The sequence below is a fragment of the Streptomyces sp. NPDC086549 genome, assembly GCF_044746205.1.
In the GTDB taxonomy this organism is placed as follows: domain Bacteria; phylum Actinomycetota; class Actinomycetes; order Streptomycetales; family Streptomycetaceae; genus Streptomyces.
In genome coordinates, this window is record NZ_JBIVBS010000006.1 from 18128 (window position 1) to 37486 (window position 19359).

12 protein-coding genes are annotated in these 19359 nt (G+C 72.2%); 3 read left to right on the top strand and 9 right to left on the bottom strand.

Annotation, left to right across the window (positions count from 1 at the left end):
- Positions 1-46 precede the first annotated feature (46 nt).
- From ACIPSA_RS20335 to ACIPSA_RS20355, 5 genes are read right to left on the bottom strand one after another with little or no spacing between them, the layout of a single operon-like run.
- Positions 47-652 (bottom strand): GTP-binding protein, encoded by a 606-nt coding sequence (locus tag ACIPSA_RS20335; RefSeq protein ID WP_402636767.1) that lies wholly within the window; start codon positions 650-652, stop codon positions 47-49.
- On the bottom strand, positions 633-4250 hold the full coding sequence (locus ACIPSA_RS20340) for a hydantoinase B/oxoprolinase family protein (protein ID WP_402636769.1): 3618 nt from the start codon (positions 4248-4250) through the stop codon (positions 633-635). The genes ACIPSA_RS20335 and ACIPSA_RS20340 overlap by 20 nt, the downstream gene beginning before the upstream one ends.
- 24 nt (positions 4251-4274) lie before the next feature.
- Entirely contained in the window at positions 4275-4670 is a 396-nt protein-coding gene (locus ACIPSA_RS20345) for a DUF742 domain-containing protein (protein ID WP_402636772.1), read from the bottom strand.
- A gap of 9 nt (positions 4671-4679) precedes the next feature.
- On the bottom strand, positions 4680-5114 hold the full coding sequence (locus tag ACIPSA_RS20350; RefSeq protein WP_402636775.1) for a roadblock/LC7 domain-containing protein: 435 nt from the start codon (positions 5112-5114) through the stop codon (positions 4680-4682).
- On the bottom strand, positions 5111-7948 hold the full coding sequence (locus ACIPSA_RS20355) for a nitrate- and nitrite sensing domain-containing protein (RefSeq protein ID WP_402636778.1): 2838 nt from the start codon (positions 7946-7948) through the stop codon (positions 5111-5113). The genes ACIPSA_RS20350 and ACIPSA_RS20355 overlap by 4 nt, the downstream gene beginning before the upstream one ends.
- 420 nt (positions 7949-8368) lie before the next feature.
- Here ACIPSA_RS20355 and ACIPSA_RS20360 point away from each other — a divergent pair, with 420 nt between their 5' ends.
- Complete coding sequence (locus ACIPSA_RS20360; protein WP_402637710.1) at positions 8369-8902, top strand: hypothetical protein; 534 nt, start codon at positions 8369-8371, stop codon at positions 8900-8902.
- Positions 8903-8986: 84 nt separating this feature from the next.
- Here ACIPSA_RS20360 and ACIPSA_RS20365 read toward each other — a convergent pair whose 3' ends face one another.
- The 4 genes from ACIPSA_RS20365 to ACIPSA_RS20380 all read right to left on the bottom strand — a co-directional run bounded on the left by ACIPSA_RS20365 (position 8987) and on the right by ACIPSA_RS20380 (position 17045).
- A complete protein-coding gene (locus tag ACIPSA_RS20365) occupies positions 8987-13681 on the bottom strand; it encodes a hypothetical protein (protein WP_402636781.1) in 4695 nt (1564 codons plus the stop codon).
- A 93-nt stretch (positions 13682-13774) separates the two neighbouring features.
- Positions 13775-14653 (bottom strand): hypothetical protein, encoded by an 879-nt coding sequence (locus ACIPSA_RS20370; protein ID WP_402636784.1) that lies wholly within the window; start codon positions 14651-14653, stop codon positions 13775-13777.
- A gap of 52 nt (positions 14654-14705) precedes the next feature.
- A complete protein-coding gene (locus tag ACIPSA_RS20375; RefSeq protein WP_402636787.1) occupies positions 14706-16232 on the bottom strand; it encodes a hypothetical protein in 1527 nt (508 codons plus the stop codon).
- An 87-nt stretch (positions 16233-16319) separates the two neighbouring features.
- On the bottom strand, positions 16320-17045 hold the full coding sequence (locus tag ACIPSA_RS20380) for a GntR family transcriptional regulator (protein WP_402636790.1): 726 nt from the start codon (positions 17043-17045) through the stop codon (positions 16320-16322).
- Positions 17046-17200: 155 nt separating this feature from the next.
- On the opposite strand from ACIPSA_RS20380, the gene ACIPSA_RS20385 reads away from it, so the two are divergent.
- Both ACIPSA_RS20385 and ACIPSA_RS20390 read left to right on the top strand, forming a co-directional pair.
- On the top strand, positions 17201-18520 hold the full coding sequence (locus tag ACIPSA_RS20385) for an MFS transporter (protein WP_402636793.1): 1320 nt from the start codon (positions 17201-17203) through the stop codon (positions 18518-18520).
- Complete coding sequence (locus tag ACIPSA_RS20390; RefSeq protein WP_402636796.1) at positions 18517-19347, top strand: putative hydro-lyase; 831 nt, start codon at positions 18517-18519, stop codon at positions 19345-19347. Before ACIPSA_RS20385 ends, ACIPSA_RS20390 begins: the two co-directional genes overlap by 4 nt.
- The last annotated feature ends 12 nt before the right edge of the window (positions 19348-19359 follow it).

Consider the following 19359-nt stretch of genomic DNA (forward strand, 5'->3'; position numbering starts at 1 on the left):
CGTACCCCGGTCGGCGGGGGTACGGGCCGTGCGTGTTACGCGGGTGTCAGGTGGTGACCGTCTCGCGGCGGTCGGCCGCGTATGCCATCGCGTGCTGGACGACCCCGATGAGCACCTCCTTGACCGACTCGCGGTCACGGGCGTCGCACAGCACCAGAGGCACACCCTCGTCGAGGTCGAGGGCCTGCCGGACGTCGTCGGCCGGATAGCGGGCGGCTCCCTCGAAGCAGTTGACGCCGACGAGGAAGGGTATGGAGCGCCGCTCGAAGTAGTCGACGGCGGCGAAGCAGTCCTCCAGACGCCGGGTGTCGGCGAGCACGACGGCACCCAGCGCGCCCTCGGACAGTTCGTCCCACATGAACCAGAACCGCTCCTGACCGGGGGTGCCGAAGAGGTACAGCACCAGGTCCTCGCGCAGCGTGATGCGGCCGAAGTCCATGGCCACGGTGGTGGTGTGCTTGCCCTCCACGCCACTGGTGTCGTCGACCGGGCGCCCGGCCTCGGTGAGCAGTTCCTCGGTGCGCAGCGGCCTGATCTCGCTCACCGCGCCGACGAGCGTCGTCTTGCCCACGCCGAAGCCGCCGGCCACCAGGATCTTGAGCGTGACGGGCTCGACCGGGGGCTTGCCGCGCTCAGAACGCCCGAAGATCATCGATCTCTTCTCCTGCTTGATGGGTATCGGATGACGGCGGGCCGTAGCCCCCGCCACCAGGGGTTTCGATGACGAGTACGTCGCCTGGGCCGACGTCCGCCGAGTCGCTTCCGGCGAGTTCGGTCACCGTGCCGTCGGCCCGCTCCACGCGGTTCGCACCGAGCCCGCCGGGGTCGCCGCCCGCCATGCCGTACGGCGGGACCCTGCGGTGCTGGCACAGGGTGGAGACGGTCATCGGCTCGTGGAACCGGATGCGGCGCACGGAGCCGTCTCCGCCGGGCCACCGCCCGGCACCGCCACTCCCCTGCCGGACCGCGAACTCGTCGAGCCGCACGGGCAGCCGCCACTCCAGGACTTCCGGGTCGGTGAGCCGGGAGTTTGTCATATGGGTCTGGACGACGCTCGCGCCGGCGAAGCCGTCTCCCGCGCCGGATCCGGAGGCGACGGTCTCGTAGTACTGGTGGCGCTCGTTGCCGAAGGTGACGTTGTTCATGGTCCCGGATCCCTCGGCCTGGACGCCGAGCGCCGCATAGAGGGCGCCGGTGATGGCCTGCGAGGTCTCGACGTTGCCGGCGACGACGGCGGCCGGCGGCTCGGGCGCGAGCATCGAGCCGGACGGCACGATGATCTCCAGGGGACGCAGGCAGCCGTCGTTGAGCGGGATGTCGTCGGCGACCAGGGTACGGAAGACGTACAGGACAGCCGCGTTGACGACCGAGAAAGGGGCGTTGAAGTTGGTGCCGAGCTGCGCGGCCGTACCGGTGAAGTCGATCGTCGCGCGGCGGTTGTCGCGGTCCACGCGCACGCGTACGCGGATGACGGCGCCCGAGTCGGTCTCGTAGGCGTACTCGCCGTCGTCCAGGGCGTCGATGACGCGGCGGACCGCCTCCTCCGCGTTGTCCTGGACGTGCCGCATATAGGCCTGGACGACGTCGAGGCCGAAGTCCTCGATCATGCGGGCGACCTCTTCGACGCCCTTGCGGTTGGCGGCGATCTGGGCCCGCAGGTCGGCGAGGTTGGTCTTCGGGTTGCGGGAGGGGTACGGCGCCTCGGTGAGCAGGCGGAGGGTCTCCGCCTCGCGGAGGCGGCCGTTCTCGGCGAGCAGCCAGTTGTCGAAGAGGACGCCCTCCTCCTCGATGGTGCGGCTGTTCGCGGGCATGGAGCCGGGCGCGATGCCGCCGATCTCGGCGTGGTGGCCGCGGGAGGCGACGTAGAACAGGATCCGGTCACCCTGTGTGTCGAACACGGGCGTGATGACGGTGACGTCCGGCAGATGGGTGCCGCCGTGGTACGGGTCGTTCACGGCGTATGTGTCACCTGGCCGCATCGAGTCGCCGCGCCGCCGGATGACCTCCTTGACGCTGGTGCCCATCGAACCCAGGTGGACGGGAATGTGCGGGGCGTTGGCCACCAGGTTTCCGTCGGGATCGAACAGGGCGCAGGAGAAGTCCAGGCGCTCCTTGATGTTGACGGACTGAGCCGTGGACTCCAGCCGGGCGCCCATCTGTTCGGCGATGGACATGAAGAGGTTGTTGAAGACCTCAAGCAGAACAGGGTCGGCTTGCGTGTCGAGATCGGAACTCTGCGTAATCGCCGCGCGTTCCATGACCAGATGCCCGTCGTCGGTGGTCGCGGCCCGCCAGCCGTCGTCGACGACGGTCGTGGCGCCCGCCTCGGTGATGATCGCGGGGCCCATGACGGATTCGCCCGGGGGCAGGTCCTCGCGGCGGCGGAGGGGTGCGTCGCGCCAGGCGCCGCCGGTGTGGAGCCGGACGGTCCCGGAGGCGGCGGTGTGGACCTCGTAGGTGGCGAGAGCGGACAGATCAGGGGGTGCGGTGATGCCGGTGGCTTCGACGGAGAGGGCTTCCACGACGATCGGGCGGTCGAGCGTGAAGGAGTACGTGGCGCGATGACGTTCTTCGAAGGCGTGCCTCATGGCGTCGGGCTCGGTGAGCTCGACGGTGAGGGCGGTGTCCGTGCCGTCGTAGCGGAGCTGGGCACGGCGGGTGACGGCGATGCGGTCCTCGGGGACGTCCTCGGCGAGGAGTTCGGCGCGGGCCGCGCCCTCGAGGTCGTCGGCCGTCTTCCGGACGCCCGGCATCGAAGCGGCCTGAAGGGGTGCCTCGACGGACTGCTCGCGCATGGCCGTGGTGTCGGCGAGGCCGATGCCGAGCGCGGAGAGGACACCGGCCATGGGGGGCACGAGGACGGTGCGGATACCGAGGGAGTCGGCGACCATGCACGCGTGCTGACCGCCCGCACCGCCGAAGGTGGTGAGGGCGTAGCGGGTGACGTCGTGGCCCTTCTGGACGGAGATCCGCTTCACGGCGTTGGCGATGTTCGCGACGGCGATCTGCAAGTAGCCCTCGGCGACCTGCTCCGGGGTGCGGTCGTCCCCGGTCCGCTCGCGGATTTCCCGCGCGAGGGCGGTGAAGCGGTCGCGCACGAGGGCGTCGTCCAGGGGCTGGTCGCCGTCGGGACCGAACACCTTGGGGAAGTGGGCGGGCTGGATCCGGCCGAGCATGACGTTGGCGTCGGTGACGGCGAGCGGACCGCCGCCGCGGTAGCAGGCGGGTCCCGGGTCCGCGCCGGCCGAGTCGGGCCCCACCCGGTAGCGGGAGCCGTCGAAGTGCAGGATGGAGCCGCCTCCGGCGGCCACGGTGTGGATGTCCAGCATGGGAGCGCGCAGCCGGACGCCGGCGATCTGCGTGGTGAAGACGCGTTCGTACTCTCCCGCGAAGTGCGAGACGTCGGTGGAGGTGCCCCCCATGTCGAAGCCGATGACACGGTCGAAGCCGGCGAGCTGCGACATGCGGGCCATGCCGACGATGCCCCCCGCAGGCCCCGACAGGATGGCGTCCTTGCCGCGGAACTGACCGGCTTCGGCGAGCCCGCCGTTGGACTGCATGAACATCAGGCGGACGCCCGCGAGTTCGTCGGCCACGCGCTGGACGTAGCGGCGCAGCACGGGCGAGAGGTAGGCGTCGACGACGGCGGTGTCCCCGCGCGGGACGAGTTTCATCAGTGGGCTGACCTCGCTGGACAGCGAGATCTGCGGGAAGCCCGTGCGGGCGGCCAGCTCCCCGATCGCCCGTTCGTGGGCGGGGTACAGGTGGCTGTGCATGCAGACGACGGCGACGGCACGGATCCCGTCGTCGTACGCCTCCTGGAGCGGGCCGGCGAGGGCGTCCAGGTCGGGTGGGATCAGGACGGTGCCGTCGGCCGCGATGCGCTCGTCGGCCTCGACGACCCGCTCGTACAGCAGCTCCGGCAGTTCGATGCGGCGGGCGAAGATGCTGGGGCGGTTCTGGTAGGCGATGCGCAGGGCGTCACGGAAGCCGCGGGTGATGACGAGGAGGGTGCGCTCGCCCTTGCGCTCCAGCAGAGCGTTGGTGGCGACCGTCGTACCCATACGGACGGCCTCGACGGGCTCCTCGGAGCCGTCGAGCAGCGCGCGCACTCCGGCCACGGCCGCATCGGCGTACCGGGCCGGGTTGTCGGACAGCAGTTTGTGCGTGAGCAGCCGGCCGTCCGGGCGCCGCGCGACGATGTCGGTGAAGGTGCCGCCTCGGTCGACCCAGAACTGCCAGCCTGTCACGTCACTACCCCGCTTCCGCGCCGGTCACAGCGCCCGGAGGCCGTTGATCACGTCGCGCAGAATACTCTCGTCCGGCAGCTCGGCCGGCGGCACGGGACGCGTCACGTGGACGAGTTCCCCGTGCACGAGGTCGCCGATGAGGACCCGCACGACTCCGACGGGCAGATCGAGTTCGGCGGCGAGCTCGGCGACAGACTGCGGGACACTGCGGCAGAGTTCGACGATGTCCACGTGTTCCGGGGACAGTGTCTGGTCCGCTTCCGGATCGTCCGCGTGGGACTCCGTGACGACCACCGCGATCAGGTCGAGGCGGTGCTGGGCCGCACTCGTGGTGCGGCCGCGCGTCATGGCGTACGGACGGACGACCGGTCCGGCCTCGTCGTCGAACCAGTGGCTTCTTCCCTGACCGTCTGCGCTCATGTCATCCCACTACCCGCCCGAGGGCAGATCGGTGCGCGGAGCGGTGCCCAGATGCACACCGACCCGCTTGACGAGCAGCGTCATCTCGTACGCGACCTGGCCGACGTCGGAGTCCGCGTCCGAGAGGACGGCGAGGCAGCTGCCGTCACCGGCGGCCGTCACGAACAGGAAGGCGTCCTCCAGTTCGACGACCGTCTGCCGTACGCTGCCCGCCTCGAAGTGGCGGCCCACGCCCTTGGCCAGGCTGTGGAATCCGGAAGCGACGGCGGCGAGGTGTTCGCTGTCCTCCCTGGTCAGGTCCTTGGACACCCCTGTGGGCAGGCCGTCGCCGGAGAGCACGACGGCCTTGTGGATGCTTGCGACGCGGTCGACCAGGTCGTCGAGGAGCCAGTTGAGCTCCCCCTTGATCGTCGCGGTGTGGCCGGTCGCCTTCGGTGCGGTCATCGACCGTCCCCCTTTGTCGTTCCTTGTGCCGTGCCGTTCCGGGCCCCGTCGCCCGCGGCGTTCTCCTCCCGGCCGCGCTGCCAGCCGCGCTGGAGCGAGGCCATACGGCTGCGTACCTCGTCGGCGTCGCGCTCGACGGGGTCCGTCGCGCGGCTGGTCCGCCGTTCGGGGTCCTGCCTCAGCTGCGGAGCCAGGCTGGCCTGTCTTACGCGCCTGGGCAGCGGTCCGGAGCCGGGTCCGGCGTCCGGGGGCGTGCTGCCGTCGGGCGGGGCGAGGTCAGCCGGACCGCCGCCGGAGGGGATCGCGGAGCGCCGGGTCCGCCGGGGCAGCGCGGGAGCCTCGGACGGTTCGATGTGGCCTGCGGTCGGAATCTCCGTGCGCTCGTCCACGCGATCGGCGAGGCCGGTGCCGGGGCGCGGGGACGTCTCACCTCGACGGCGGGACGGCAGGGGTGCCGGCGCGCCCGGATCGGAGCGGCGCGGGCCCGTCGGGGCGTCCTCGGCGTCTCGGCCGCGCCGGGAGCGCTGTTCGGTGACGGGTCTGCCGTGCGAGCTGACCAGCTTCGGGGTCCGTCGGCGAGGCAGCGGCACCGGGGCGCTCGGGCGGCCGTCGGCATCGAAGCGGGGCGTGGCACCGGAGGGCTGCTGGTGGAGCTCATCCGGCCGGGCCGGAGCGTCGTCGTCCGTGCGGGCGATCGAGCGGCGGGGGCGGAACAGTCCGCCGCGTTCGCTGTCCTCGTCCGCGAGGGAGCCCGGGAAGTCGTCGAGGGCGTCCAGGTCGACGGGGGCCTCCAGCTCCACGGGCCCGTCCAGGAGCGAGGGCGACAGGCCGGGCAGCTGCACGGGCAGCTGGGCCGGCGCTGTGCTGCGGCTCTGCTCCAGTTCGGCTTCCTTCGAGGGCCGGTCCCGGTCGAGGCGGAAGCCGATGCCGTTGGTGTCGGGGACGTCGTCGGTCAGCAGCGCGTCCGGGATGAAGACGACCGCCGTGGTGCCGCCGTAGGGAGACGGCTGCAGCGAGACGCGGACGTTCTGGCGCTGGGCGAGGCGGCTGACCACGAAGAGTCCGAGCCGGTCGGTGTCGGAGAGTTCGAACTCGGGTGTCTCGGCGAGCCGGAGGTTGGCGTCCAGCAGCGCCTCGGCCGCCATACCGAGGCCCCGGTCGTGGATCTCAAGGGTGAAGCCGTTGGCGACTCGCTCGCCGAGTACTTGTACGGCGGTGTGCGGCGGGGAGAACACCGTTGCGTTCTCCAGGAGTTCGGCCACCAGGTGGGTGAGGTCGGCGACGGCCGGGCCGGTGACGGCGATCCGTGGCAGCCTGCGGACCTCGATGCGTTCGTAGTCCTCGACCTCGGCGACGGCTGCGCGGACGATGTCCATCAGCTGCACGGGTTTGCGCCACTGACGCGACGGGGCGGCGCCGGAGAGGATCACCAGGCCTTCGGCGTGCCGGCGCATACGGGTGGTGAGGTGGTCGAGACGGAAGAGGTCGGCGAGTTCGTCGGTGTCCTCGGTCCTGCGCTCCATCGTGTCGAGGAGGGTGAGCTGCTTGTGCAGCAGAACCTGGCTGCGGCGGGCAAGGTTCACGAAGACCTCGGCGACGCCGGCACGGAGTTCGGCCTGTTTGACGGCCGCCTCGACGGCGGCGCGCTGGAGGGTGTTGAGAGCCTGGCCGACCTCGCCGATCTCGTTCTTGTCGTACTCCAGGCGCGGAACCTCGGTCTCCACGTCGACCTGTTCGCCCGCGGACAGCCGGCGCATCACGCTGGGCAGCCGGACACCGGACGCCTCGTGCGCTTCGAGGCGCAGTTTCCGCAGGTCCCGGATGAGGCTGCGGCCGACGCGCACGGACAGGACCACGGAGAGCAGGAGGGCGACCAGACCGAGCAGACCGGCGACGGCGGCCTTGACGATCACGCCCACGGCTACGGGGTGCATGCGGTCCTGGAAGCGGTCGCCGGCCTGGTCGTCGAGGGTGCGGAGTTCGTCGAGCACGTTGGCCGCGGCGGCGTCCCAGCTCTTGGCACTGACGCTGTGCGGCGTGCCGGCCCCGCTGTCGATGACGCTCTGCTCGGCCACGCGCAGCGGGGCGGTGGTGGCGTTCTTCCAGAAGCGCGCGTAGCGGTCGCTTTCCGAGGTGGGGAGCAGCGGCAGGCTGACGTCGTAGAGCAGGTTGCGCTGGGCGACGAGGTCGGAGATGTCGCGGGTCTCGTCGCGGGAGAGCTTGCCCACCACCAGGGCGGAGCCGAGCAACGCGTCCTCGCGGGAGAGGAGTTCGCGGGCGCGGTTGATGTTGACGAGCGCGCGGGCCTGCTTGTCCATCTCCACGTCGTCGATCCCGTCGAGGCTCGCCAGGAGGACGTAGCAGGGGTCGACGACCTTGTTGTAGAGGTCGAGGGCCTGGAAGCGGGTGACCGTGCCCTCCTCGACGCTGCGGCGCAGGGAGTCGACGGTGTCGAAGGCGTCGAGGACCGCGGTCATGCGCTCGCTGTCGTCCGCGTCCATGGATCCGCGGACGTCGGAGTCCTTGGCGTTGTTCCGGATCTTGGCGATGGCCTCGTCGGTGGCGGTCCTGGTACGGCGCAGCGCGGAGAGCGCGTCGGAGGCCCGGGGGTCGGCGAGGTAGACGAGGGTCTGGCGGCGTTCCTGCTGCAGGGCGCGGACGGTGTCCTCGGCGGGATAGCCGATGCGTTGCACGATGTCCGAGACGCGGAACAGCTGGGCGACTTCCTGCCCCGTCAGTACCGTTGCGAAGCCCCAGATGGCCGTCAGGGACACGAGCGGCACGAGAAGCAGCGCCACGATCTTCCGGCGGATCGACTTCCCGCGAAAGCGCATGGCCTCCCCCAGCTCGACCCCCGCTGGCCGGGGGTACACATGTGCGTCAACAAACGGCCCGAGCCTACTACCGTCACGCGGCCAACTCGAAGACGTATCCGGAAGCCGAACTTCCGTACCGGCGGCCGGACATGGCGAGTTGTCCGGGCATTGCGGGAGATTGCCACCCTGATTCCGGCGGCTGCCACCCGAGGGGCGCTGTTGGTCACGCCGGTTCGGTTGGCCGGAATTCTTCGCCAGTTGGGAATCTTCTCGGCACGTCGTGCGTCCTTCTCCATGGGAAATGGGTGCGGAATGGGCCACAGGTGCCTCATCACGCAACCCGGGGGCGTAAAACAGTGCAAGCCGGGCAGCCACTGGGGAGCGGTGTCCCAGGACATCGGAGCGAGCGGTCTGCCGGCGGTGGGGAGTGACACGTTGATGGGCACGGCGGAGCGGCGCGAGGCGCCCGAGGACGGCGTGAGGGCACGTGCGACGGTGCGACGGGCGGCGGAGGCACCGGATCGCGACATTCCGTCGCGGGGACACGGGGCGGACGACGCGGAGGCGCAACAGCAGCAGTATTACCGACCGTTGTGGATCGAGGAGCCCGCGCGGCGGCGCCGCTTGCCCGATCCGGTGCGTACGTCGGCCGTGCGGGCGGTACTGATCGTCTCCGTGACGCTGATCCAGGCCATGGTGGCGTTCCTGTGCACGATGGCCGGGTCCTGGCTGGCGTTCCCGATGGTGATCAGCAGTGTGGCCAGCACGGTGGTCGCCACGTGGGGCGTGGTCGACATCTGGGTGACCCGCCAGGTGTGGAACCAGCGCGATGGAGTGGTGTCGGAACCGAGCAGCACGGCCCGGTCGCTGCGGCGCGAGCGGCGCGCGGCCCGGCGGCAGGCACGGGCCGCCCAGCGGGAGCGGAAGCAGATAGGCCGGCGGGGCGGCACCGGCCAGTTGTCGCATTCCTGAAGCCCGGCCCACTCAGCCCGGCCTCAGGGACACGGGGAACCGCGCGACCGGTCACAAACGGTCCGCAGTTCCCCTGCCTCGCCTCTACGGCGCGCTCGGCGTCGGGCGCTTGAACATCCGTGTCGCCGTGATCTCGCTGTGGACGGCCTCCCCGGCCGGGGTCTGCTGGGGCAGTCCGGGCCGCAGGTGCTCCTCCACGCTGATGTACTTCAGCCCGGCCCGCAGGTCGGCATCGTTGCGGAGCCTGATGACCAGCGGGAACTCGGCCAGCGCGGTCGTGTCGAACAGGCCGGTGGTGTACAGGAGCTGGACACCGAGCGCGTCCGACACCGCCCGCTGGAGCTCCAGCAGATATGTGGCGTTGGCGCGGCCGATGGGGTTGTCGAGGAACAGCGTGCCGGCGTGACGGTGCTTGTCACGGCCCCGGTCGTTGCTCCTGAGTGCCGCCATCGTGCAGTACAGGGCGATGGCGGCGGTGAGCAGCTGGCCGCCGGAGAAGACGTCGCCCATCTGGCCGACGGGGACGCGCTCGGCGCGCAGTACGGCGTCCGGCTTGAGGATCTCGACCGCGATGCCCTTGGGCTGGAGCGCGGCGCCCACGCCCCGCAGCAGCAGGGACATCCCGTCGCGCCGCAGGTCGGAGTTCTTCTTCACGGCGGCCCTGGTGGCTTCGTCGATCACCTCGCCGAGCCGCTCGGTGAGCGTGGCCTGGTCGGGCTCCTCGAAGCGGATGCGCAGGAACTCCTGGCCGGACCACTCGCCCAGTCCCTCGGGCAGCCGGGACAGCCGCTGCGCGGACCGCAGGGTGGCGAGGGCGGACTCGACGAGTCCCCGAAGCCGGTCCACGATCGAGCCCCTGTTGCGTTCCAGCTGCGCCAACTCGTCCGTGAGGACCCGCAGTCGGGGCGCGAAGGCGTCCGCCCACTTCTGGGCGTGCTCGGGCAGCGCGGAGGCCGGCAGCTCGCGGATCTGCTGGCGGGCGGGGGTGCGGACCTGTTCGTAGCGGGTGGAGTTGGCGTGCCGGACGAGGACGTCGCTCGCCTCGCGCACGGACGACTCGGCGGCGGACAGGTCGGCGGCGCAGCCGCGCAGCGAGCGGCGGGCCTCGGCGGCCGACTGCCGTGCCTCCTCCAGGCTGCCGGGATACGGCTCCGGCTCCTCCTGCTCCTCCTCCACGACGTGCTCGCGCAGCAGGTCGCGGAGCATGGCGGCGATCTCGTCGAAGCCTCCGGCCGCGTCCTCGGCGGCCCGGTGGGCCTCCAGGAGTTCCGCGTGCGCGTCGCGGGCCTCGGCCAGCGCCTCGGCGCGGGAGGCGAGTTCGGTGGTGGCGGTGCGCAGCAGCGCCTGCGCGTGCTCGGCGTCACACGGAACGAGTTCCTCGGGCAGCTCGGTGTGGGCCTCGCCGTCCTCGGGCGCGTGCCGCTCGGCCTCACCGCGCAGCCGTCCGAGCTGCTCGCTCGCGGTCGACATACGGGTCTCCAGGAGCTGCACCAGCTCCTCCGCGCGCGCGGCCGCGGCCTGCCGTGACGGTCCGTCGGAGCCGTCCGGAGACTGCAGCAGTTGCTCGGCCCGCGTACGGACCTTGTTGCTGAGCCGGTCCAGCTCGGCGCGGGCCGCGCTCTCGTCGCTCTCCGCGCGGGCCTGCTCGGCGCGCAGGTCGGCGCCGACGCCGACCTTCTCGTACACCTGGGAGGCGGCCCGGTAGGCCTCGCGGAGCGCGGGCAGGGAGGTCTTGGGCCCGTCGGAGTCGTCCTCGGGTACGTCGTCGGGGGCGCCCGCGATCTCGGCGCGCTCGGCGCGCAGCGCACGGGCGGTGCGCCGGGCGTCGTCGGCGGCGCGCTGGGCGGCTCGGCGGTCCTCGTCGGCGGCGCGTGCCCGCTCCAGGCAGACCTGGGCGCGGGCCTCCGACTCGGCTGCCTCGTCGGCGAGTTCGCGCAGCTTGACCTGCCAGCCGGAGCGTTCGCGCAGCCGGAAGGCGAGCCCGGCGAGGGCGTCGGCTGCACGCCTGGCCTTCTGCGCGGCCTCCTGCCGCTCGTCCCGCACCTGTGCCGCCTCGGCGGCGACCTCGTCGGCCTCGGCCCGTACGGTCCGCGCCTCGGCCAGCTCGGCCTCCGCCTCCTCGGCGAACGCGCGCGCGTCCCGCGCGGCCTCGGCCAGCTCCACGAGCCGCCCGGCCGGACAGCCCGTGCGCCACGAGGCGAGCCGCGCCGCCAGTTCCCGGTCCTTGCCGAGCCGGGCGGCCAGCGTGCGGATCTTCTCGTCCCGCTCGGTCGCCCGTGCGCGCAGCGCCTGCCGCTCCTCGTCGGCGGCGTGTTCGTCGTGCATGGCCGGGTTGGGCGGGACGAGAAACACGTCGACAGAGGTGACCGAGGTGGCAGAGCTGTCGGCGGCCGGCGTGGGGGCCAGCAGGGCCGCCGCCGTGCCGACCGCCACGGCGGAACGGGGCAGCAGGGCCGCGGCGCTCAGCGTCTCGCGGGCACGCGCGTGGCTGTCCGGGTCGGTGATGATCACACCGTCGACCAGCTCCGGCCGGGCGGCGAGCACGCGCGCGTGGTCGGCCGGGTCGACGGCCTGCGCGAGATAGCGCCAGCCGGGCAGCGCGGGGATGCCGTGCTCGCCGAGGTACTCGACGGTGGCCAGCACGTCGGGGCCGGGCGGCAGCAGGCCGCCGTCACCGAGCGCACCGAGGATCCGGGCGTCGTCCGCCGCGGCGGTGCGCAGGTCGAAGAGGTGGCGTTCGGCGGAGGAGACGGTGTCGTCGAGGAGTTCACGCAGTTCGTCGGCGAAGCGGTCCAGGTCCTGCGGGGTCATGGAACCTTCGCCGAGGGAACGGCCGGCACCCTTGCCGTCCGCCTCGGGGGGTGAGACGGACGCCGTGCCACCGTCGGCTCCGGTCCGCGGGCCGGGCACCCCGGCGCGCGTGCCGGTGGAGGCTCCGGGCAGGCTCAGGAGCTCGCCCAGCCGCTCCTCCCCCGCGAGCGCCTCGGCAATGCGGCGCTCGGCGTCGTACGTCCGCTCCGCCGCCGTCGCCGCGTCCGCCGCGCGGGCTGCCGTCAGTTCCGCGCGGGACTCGGCGGAAGCCGCTTCGCGCGCGTGTTCCGTCGCCTTCCTGGAGGCTTCGCGGGACGTGTCCCAGGCAGCGACGGCCGTCTTCTCGGCGTCACTGGCCGCGAGGGCGGCGCGGGCGGGGTCGGCGTCGGGGGCGCTGTCGTCGAGCCAGCCCGCGCGCACGGCCTCGGCGGTCTCCTGCTCGACCTCGGTCAGGCGCTGGCGCAGATGTCCGGCCTCGCTGCGGGCGCGCTGTGCCTCGGTGGCGGCGGCGGTCGAGTCCCGGTACGCGGACTCACCGACCTCCTGGAGCGCGGCGGAGCGCTCCTCCCCCTCGTTGGCGAGGGTCTCGGCGCTCTCGGCGGCGGTGTGCAGGGCGCGTACGAGGTCGACGGCGGCCTTGGCGCGGGCGGCCAGGGCCGGGGCCGCGTCCCGTTCGGCCTCCTGGATCGCCGCGGCCACGCGGGCGACGCGGTCGGCGGCCGCGCGGTGGCGCAGCACGGCCTCGGCGGCCTGCCAGGCGGAGTGCAGCGTGCGTGCGTCGGCGAGCTCACGCTTCTGCGCCGCGGCGGACTTCTCGCCCGCGGCCAGCGCCAACGAGGCGTGCCGGTAGGCGAGTTCGGCGGCGACCAGCGCGCTGCGCTCCCGTGCGCCCTCGGAGTGCGTGACGGCGTAGGCGGCGGCCGTGACCCGCTGGGCGAGGTCGGCAGCGCGCACCCGTTCCCGCACGCCCCGCGCGGACAGCCGCCGCGCCAGCGTGCGCGTACGGCGCTCGGCTCCCGAGTGGATGTCACGGGCGCGTGAGCGTGCCTCGGCGGCCTCGACGATCCGCCCGAGCAGATCGACGGACCCGGCGGTGAAGTCGCGCTCGGCGATCAGTTCGGCACGGCGGCCCAGTTTGTTGCCGAAGCCGCTGACCAGGTCGGCGAGCCCGTCGGTGTCCCGGGTGTCGGTGACCGCGCGCAGCAGCAGGTCGGTGAAGTCGGAGTCCTTCTTCACCGCGAAGAGACCGGCCGCCTCGCCCTCGTCGGCGTTCATCTCCCGCTGGTAGCGGAAGAGTTCGGGGTCGAGGCCGAGGTCGCCGAGGTGCTCGATCCAGCGGTCGTGGATCTCCTCCCAGTGCACCTCCAGGTGCGGGTACGCCTTCCCGGCCTCGGTGATCGCGTCCCGGAAGCCCTTCATGGTGCGGCGGCGGCCCTGGGCGCCGGACGCGCCCTCGACGGGCGGCCGTACGGCCGTGGACTCGGCGACGGGGAGGTTGTCGAGGCTCAGTCCTGGGCCGGGCCGGAAGGAGTACCAGGCCTCGGCGAACTTCCTCGGGTCGTTGGAGACCTGCCGGCCGCGCCACTCGCTCACCTTGCCGACCACCACGCACTCGCCGGTGAGCGTGTGCTGCCACTCCAGCGCCACGTGCCCGCAGTCGTCGGCGAGCAGGAACTTGCGCAGCACGCCGGAGCTGGCGCCGCCGAGGGTGTTGCGGTGGCCGGGCAGCATCACGGAGAAGATCAGCTTGAGCAGGACCGACTTGCCGCCGCCGTTCTCCAGGAAGAGCACGCCGGCGGGCGCGGGCCGACGCGGCGGACCGACCGGCTCCTCCTCGAAGAACTCCGCCTGCGTGGGGGCAGGGTCGGGCACCGGCTCGCCCACGCCCCGCAGGTCGAGCACGGTGTCGGCGTAGCGCGCACCGGCGGGCCCGATGGAGTAGAGGCGGATCCGGGACAGCTCGTACATGGCGGACTCTCGTCGTAAGTCTTCGGAAGGTGCGGTGGTTCGAAAGCTTCAGGAGCTTCGGGAGTTTCAGGGACCTCAGGGACCTCAGGGGCGTCAGGAGTGGAACGGCAGCCCGGCTTCGGCCACCAGTTCCAGATCCTCCGTGTCCTCGGAGGGCAGCAGGCTGGCGGTGCCGTCGGTGACCGGGACGACGCCGAGCTCCAGGAGTTCGGCCATCGCGGCGCTGCCTGCCATGTCGCGCACCTGAAGCTGGTAGCGGGCCGTCGTGCGGTAGGTGCCGCCGTTTTCGTCGCCCGTGCGCTGCAGGAAGCCGGAGTCGGTGAGGAACGCGGCCGCCTTGCCGACGATTCCCGTCGTCGAGCCGGCCAGCCGGCGGGCGTCCTTGGTGGCACCCGCCGCACTGCGTCTGGTCCAGATCCGCCAGGCGGTCTCCAGACCGGGCGCGTCGGTGGCGGGGTCGGTGTTCTCGCCCTGCTCCTCGGCCCGCTCCTCAAGGCGGCGGCAGGCCTGCCGGACGAAGGCGTCGACGCCGTTGACGGTGATCCGGCCGATGTACCCGTCGTCGGCGAGGTCCTCGGGCCGCGGGAACGCCAGAGCGGCGACGGCGAGATGGGCGAGCCCATGCAGGAACCGGTCGCCCGAATCGGCGGACGTGCGACGCGCGTAGTCACCCATGCGCACGGCGAACACCGAGTCCTCGGCGGCCGTCACGGCCATCCCCGCGCGCGGGGAGACCTCCAGCACGACCAGTCCGAGCCCGGCCGCGACGGCGTCCGCGAGCCGCGCGAACGCCGGGTCCTCCCGGTACCGCCGCAGCAGTTCCGTGTACTCCTGGTCCCGCGCGGGCTGCGACTTGGGCTGCAGTCCGAAGGCGACGAGCCGCGCCGCGTCGGCTGCGTCGGCGGGCGTGACGGCGGAGCCCGCGGGCTTGGCGGCGGGCTCGGGCTCACTCCGGTCGACGTGCTCGGTCACGGCTCCAGCTCCTTGTTGCTCTCACACTCGTACGTACGTCGGACGGCTCCGTTCACGCCGCCTCCGTCCGGTCCGCCGCCATCCCCGCGGCGTCCAGCAGGGCCGTGCCGACTATGAGGTCGGCGCCACCGAACTCGGGATCGTCCAGCTCCGTCCCGTCGTCCGCGGCGAACAGCAGCTTCTCCTCACCCTGCCGGTAGGCGGTGCCGACGGCCGGGCTGGCCGCGTGCACCGCAAGGAGCGCCACCAGATAGGGGAGGTCGGGGTCCTGCCGGCGCGCCTGCGCGAGCAGCCCGGACAGCCTCCTCGGCGCGTCCGCGGGCAGATCCAGCAGTTCCTTCGCGGCAGCCAGCTGCTCGTCGCTGAAGCGGCTGTCGTCCGGCGTGGCGATGAGGTCGGGCTCAGGCATCTCCGCGCCCAGGTGTTCGCGTTCCACGGGTGGCGTCAGGAGGAGGTCGACGAGGTCTCCGACCCGCACCGACACGGGTGTGCGCAGTCCGGTGCCGCGCGCGAAGAAGGCGTCGGTGACCCGGACCGCCTGCTCCAGGGCCAGCGGCAGGACCGGCGCGACGAGGTGGCCGTAGAGATCGATACCCGAGGTCGTCATGGGCGTGGCGAAGGCCTGCCGGTCCTGCTCGGCGCGGAACAGGGGGCCGGCCTCCAGCAGCCGGGACTGCAACTGGGTGTGCCGCCGGATGCAGTCCTTGACGATGTCGACCAGCTCGGCGGCGCGGCGCTTGTGCTCGGGGTCCTCGGTCTCGTCGCGGGCCTTGCGGATGTTGGTGAGGATGGCGTTCTCGTGGCGGTAGCGGTCGGCGACGTGGTCCAGGGCCTCGGCGATCATGTCGGGCACGGCGCTGAGCCAGTCCACGGCCCGGACGTTGCGCCGGGTCGCCTCCAGGGCCCGGCGCAGGGTCTCCGAGTACTGCACGGTCCGGTACCGGGCCTGCTCCGCGGCGAGCTGGGCGTCGGCGAGACGGCCGCGGTTGATCAGGACCTCCAGCTTCACCTCGGCGGCGATCTGGGCGCTGGTGACGTCGGTGTCGAGCGCGCCGACCAGGACGTTCACCGCCTCGTCCGTCGTACGCAGGTAGACGGTGCCGCCGGGGCCGGGGACCTCTTCGATCAGCTTGAAGTCGTAGTCACGGCGGACATAGGTCCCGTCCGGCGCGAACGTGCCGTACACGGCCCGGAAGCCGCGGTCGACACTGCCGACGTTGATCAGGTTCTCCAGGACCCAGCGGCCCACCCGCTCGTGCTCGGCCACGGGCCGCTGCGGGGCCTGGGCGGCGATGCGCGGGATGAGTCTGGCCACTATCTGCTCGTGGTCGGCACCCGTGTCGAAGTCCATGTTGAGTGTGACGAGGTCGATGGCGGCGAGGGCCACCTCCGCCATGCCGTACACCGAGTACTCGCCCGCCAGGTTCGCCTTGCGCGCGTCGAGGTCGTGCAGCGGCGCGGTGCAGGCGAGCGCGCGCAGCCGCCGCGCCAGCCCCTCGTCGGCGGCCGGGCCCGGCGCCGGGCGCGGCCCCGCGCTGAGCTGGGGCGGAACGCTGTCCGTCGATGCGGGTGAAGTCACGGTGCACAGACTAGGTCCTCGGTCTGACAACGACCCAAACGACGCAGAAGCGACGCCCGTCACAGCGGCGCGAGACGGCCTCGGCCGTCACCCCTGGTCGTCGCCTCGGCCTTCGCCCCCGCCGCCCTCCCCGACCCGCCTCCGGTACACCTCCACGACCCGCTCCAGCGAGTCCGCGAGATAGGTGCCGAGGAGTCTCTCCGCCTCGCGCCTGTCCCCGGCCTGGAGCGCCTGGAGGATCTGGCGGTTGCGGGCGAGGTACGGCTCGTGCAGGCGGCGCGGGTCGTCCACGACGTGGAAGGCCAGTCGCAGCTCGGCGAAGACGCTTCGCATCAGCTCGTCGGTGCGTTCACTGCCGGCCAGGGCGACCAGCTCCCGGTGGAAGTGGATGTTGGCCGTACCCAGTCCTTTCCAGTCATTCTCGACGGCTGCCATCTGTCCCTCCGTGACCGCCGAGGCCAGCCCCTCCACGGTGTACGGCGGCTCGCCCAGCCCGCGCACGACGGCGCACTCGACGAGGGCGCGGGTGCGGTAGATGTCCTCGACGTCCTCGACGGTCAGGACCCGGACGAAGACGCCCCGGTTGAGCTCGTGGACGAGCAGGCGTTCATGGGTGAGCAGCCGGAACGACTCGCGCAGGGTGTTGCGGGAGACGCCGAGCGCCCCGCCGATGCTGTCCTCCGACAGCCGTGTCCCCGGCGGGAAGTAGCCGTCCGCGATGCGGCTTCTGAGGATGTCCGAGACCCGCTCGGCGGTGCTGGTACGGCCCAGGAGGGCGCGGTCGTCGGCCAGTCCCGTCAGCTGCTCTGCCATGCCCGGAATTCAACCGCAGACACGAGGGCGAAACAACACGAGTATTGAAGGATCGTTGAACGATCCTCTACGGTGCTCCGCACGGCACGACTCACGGCACGGCTCACGGCACGGCTCAGTTCCCCGCACCCTCCGTCCCTATCTGCGAGGTGCTCATGAGCTCGACCCCTCCACCGCAGGCCCTTCCCTCCGGCACCCGGCACGGCACGGGTGAACGAGGCGCCCACGACGGCGCGTTGGGCTGGCTGCACGCCCTCGGCCCCGGTGGCCGCCGCGCGTTCGCGGGAGCTTTCGGCGGATATGCCCTGGATTCCTACGACTACTTCACACTGCCGCTGAGCATGGTCGCGCTGGCGGCGTACTTCGGCCTGGACAGCGGCCAGACCGGCCTGTTCACCACCGTCACACTCGTGGCCTCCGCCATCGGCGGCGCCGTGGCGGGCGTGTTCGCCGACCGGTTCGGCCGGGTCAGGGCGCTGATGATCACGGTGATCACGTACGCGGTGTTCACCGTGGCCTGCGGCTTCGCGCCCAACTACGAGACGCTGCTGGTGTTCCGCGCCCTCCAGGGGCTCGGCTTCGGCGGCGAGTGGGCGGTCGGCGCGATCCTGGTCGCCGAGTACGCGAGCGCCAGGCACCGGGGCCGCACGCTCGGCGCGATCCAGAGTTCCTGGGCCGTGGGCTGGGCGCTCGCCGCGATCGTCTACACGCTGGTCTTCTCCTTCGTGGACGACGACCTGGCCTGGCGCGTGATGTTCTGGACCGGCGCGCTGCCCGCGCTTCTGGTGGTGTGGCTGCGCCGCCGGGTGCACGACGCCCCGGAGGCGACGGCCGCCCGTGAACGGAACGCGGAGCGGGGCTCGTTCGCGGCGATCTTCCGGCCGGGCACGGCCGACTCACCCGGTCTGCTGCGCACGACGGTCTTCGCGGGCCTGCTGTCCACCGGGGTCCAGGGCGGCTACTACACGCTGGCGACCTGGGTGCCGACGTACCTCAAGACCGAGCGCGGCCTGTCGGTCGTCGGCACCGGCGGCTATCTGACCTTCCTGATCTCGGGCGCTTTCCTCGGCTACCTCACCGGCGGCTACCTCACCGACCGGCTGGGCCGCCGGCGCAACATCTGGCTCTTCGCGCTGCTGTCGGCGATCTGCGTCCTGGCGTACGCGAACATCCCCGACGGCGCCGACACCCTTCTCCTGGTTCTCGGTTTCCCGCTCGGATTCTGCATGTCGGCGATCTTCAGCGGCTTCGGGTCCTTCCTGAGCGAGCTGTACCCGACGGCTGTCCGCGGCACGGGACAGGGCTTCACCTACAACACCGGCCGCGCGGTCGGCGCCGTCTTCCCGACCCTGGTGGGCTTCCTGGCCGACAGCTGGGGCGTGGGCGGCGCGCTGGTCTTCGGCGCGATCGGATACGGCATCGCGGCCCTGGCGCTCCTCGGGCTGCCGGAGACGCGCGGGAAGGAACTGGCGTGACCCAGGCGAACCGTACGGAAGACCGTCCCCTGACCCTCGTCGACGAGCACGCGCACGCGTGGAGCGCGAAGACCGCGCGAGCCCGCTTCCGGGAGGGCCAGGCGGGTCCCACGGCCGGCGTCGCGGCGGGCCACACCCAGGCCAACCTCATCTCGGTGCCCGCCGACTGGGCGTACGACATGCTGCTGTTCTGCCAGCGCAACCCCAAGCCCTGTCCGGTCCTCGACGTCACGGACGCCGGCTCCTGGAGCACGGTCCTCGCGGACGGCGCGGACCTGCGCACCGACCTGCCGCGCTACCGGGTGTGGCAGGACGGGGAGTTGGTGGACGAACCGACGGACGTGCGGGCCCACTGGCGCGACGACCTGGTGTCGTTCCTGATCGGCTGCAGCTTCACCTTCGAGTGGGCGCTGGCCGGGACGGGCGTCCCGATCCGCCACGTCGAGCAGGGCCGCAACGTCCCGATGTACGTGACCAGCCGCGCGTGCCGCCCGGCGGGGCGGCTGAGCGGCCCCATGGTGGTGTCCATGCGCCCGGTGCCGCCGGAGCATCTGGCGGCCGCGATCCGGGAGAGCAGCCTGTTCCCGGCGGTGCACGGCAGCCCCGTGCACTGCGGCGACCCGTCGGCGCTCGGCATCGACGACCTCGGCCGACCCGACTTCGGCGACCCGGTGGACGCCGACCCGGACGACATCCCGGTGTTCTGGGCCTGCGGGGTGACTCCGCAGGCCGCGGTGATGGCCTCGCGCCCGCCGTTCGCGATCACCCACGCACCGGGCCAGATGTTCCTCACGGACGCCCGTGACGAGCAGTACCGCGTGGCCTGACAGGAGACACGG

What these genes read in the sequence shown, in the direction of transcription:
- ACIPSA_RS20335 (WP_402636767.1), bottom strand. Translation starts at nt 652, where the DNA reads ATGATCTTCGGGCGTTCTGAGCGCGGCAAGCCCCCGGTCGAGCCCGTC.
- ACIPSA_RS20345 (WP_402636772.1), bottom strand. Translation starts at nt 4,670, where the DNA reads ATGAGCGCAGACGGTCAGGGAAGAAGCCACTGGTTCGACGACGAGGCC.
- ACIPSA_RS20350 (WP_402636775.1), bottom strand. Translation starts at nt 5,114, where the DNA reads ATGACCGCACCGAAGGCGACCGGCCACACCGCGACGATCAAGGGGGAG.
- ACIPSA_RS20355 (WP_402636778.1), bottom strand. Translation starts at nt 7,948, where the DNA reads ATGCGCTTTCGCGGGAAGTCGATCCGCCGGAAGATCGTGGCGCTGCTT.
- ACIPSA_RS20360 (WP_402637710.1), top strand. Translation starts at nt 8,369, where the DNA reads ATGGGCACGGCGGAGCGGCGCGAGGCGCCCGAGGACGGCGTGAGGGCA.
- ACIPSA_RS20365 (WP_402636781.1), bottom strand. Translation starts at nt 13,681, where the DNA reads ATGTACGAGCTGTCCCGGATCCGCCTCTACTCCATCGGGCCCGCCGGT.
- ACIPSA_RS20380 (WP_402636790.1), bottom strand. Translation starts at nt 17,045, where the DNA reads ATGGCAGAGCAGCTGACGGGACTGGCCGACGACCGCGCCCTCCTGGGC.
- ACIPSA_RS20385 (WP_402636793.1), top strand. Translation starts at nt 17,201, where the DNA reads ATGAGCTCGACCCCTCCACCGCAGGCCCTTCCCTCCGGCACCCGGCAC.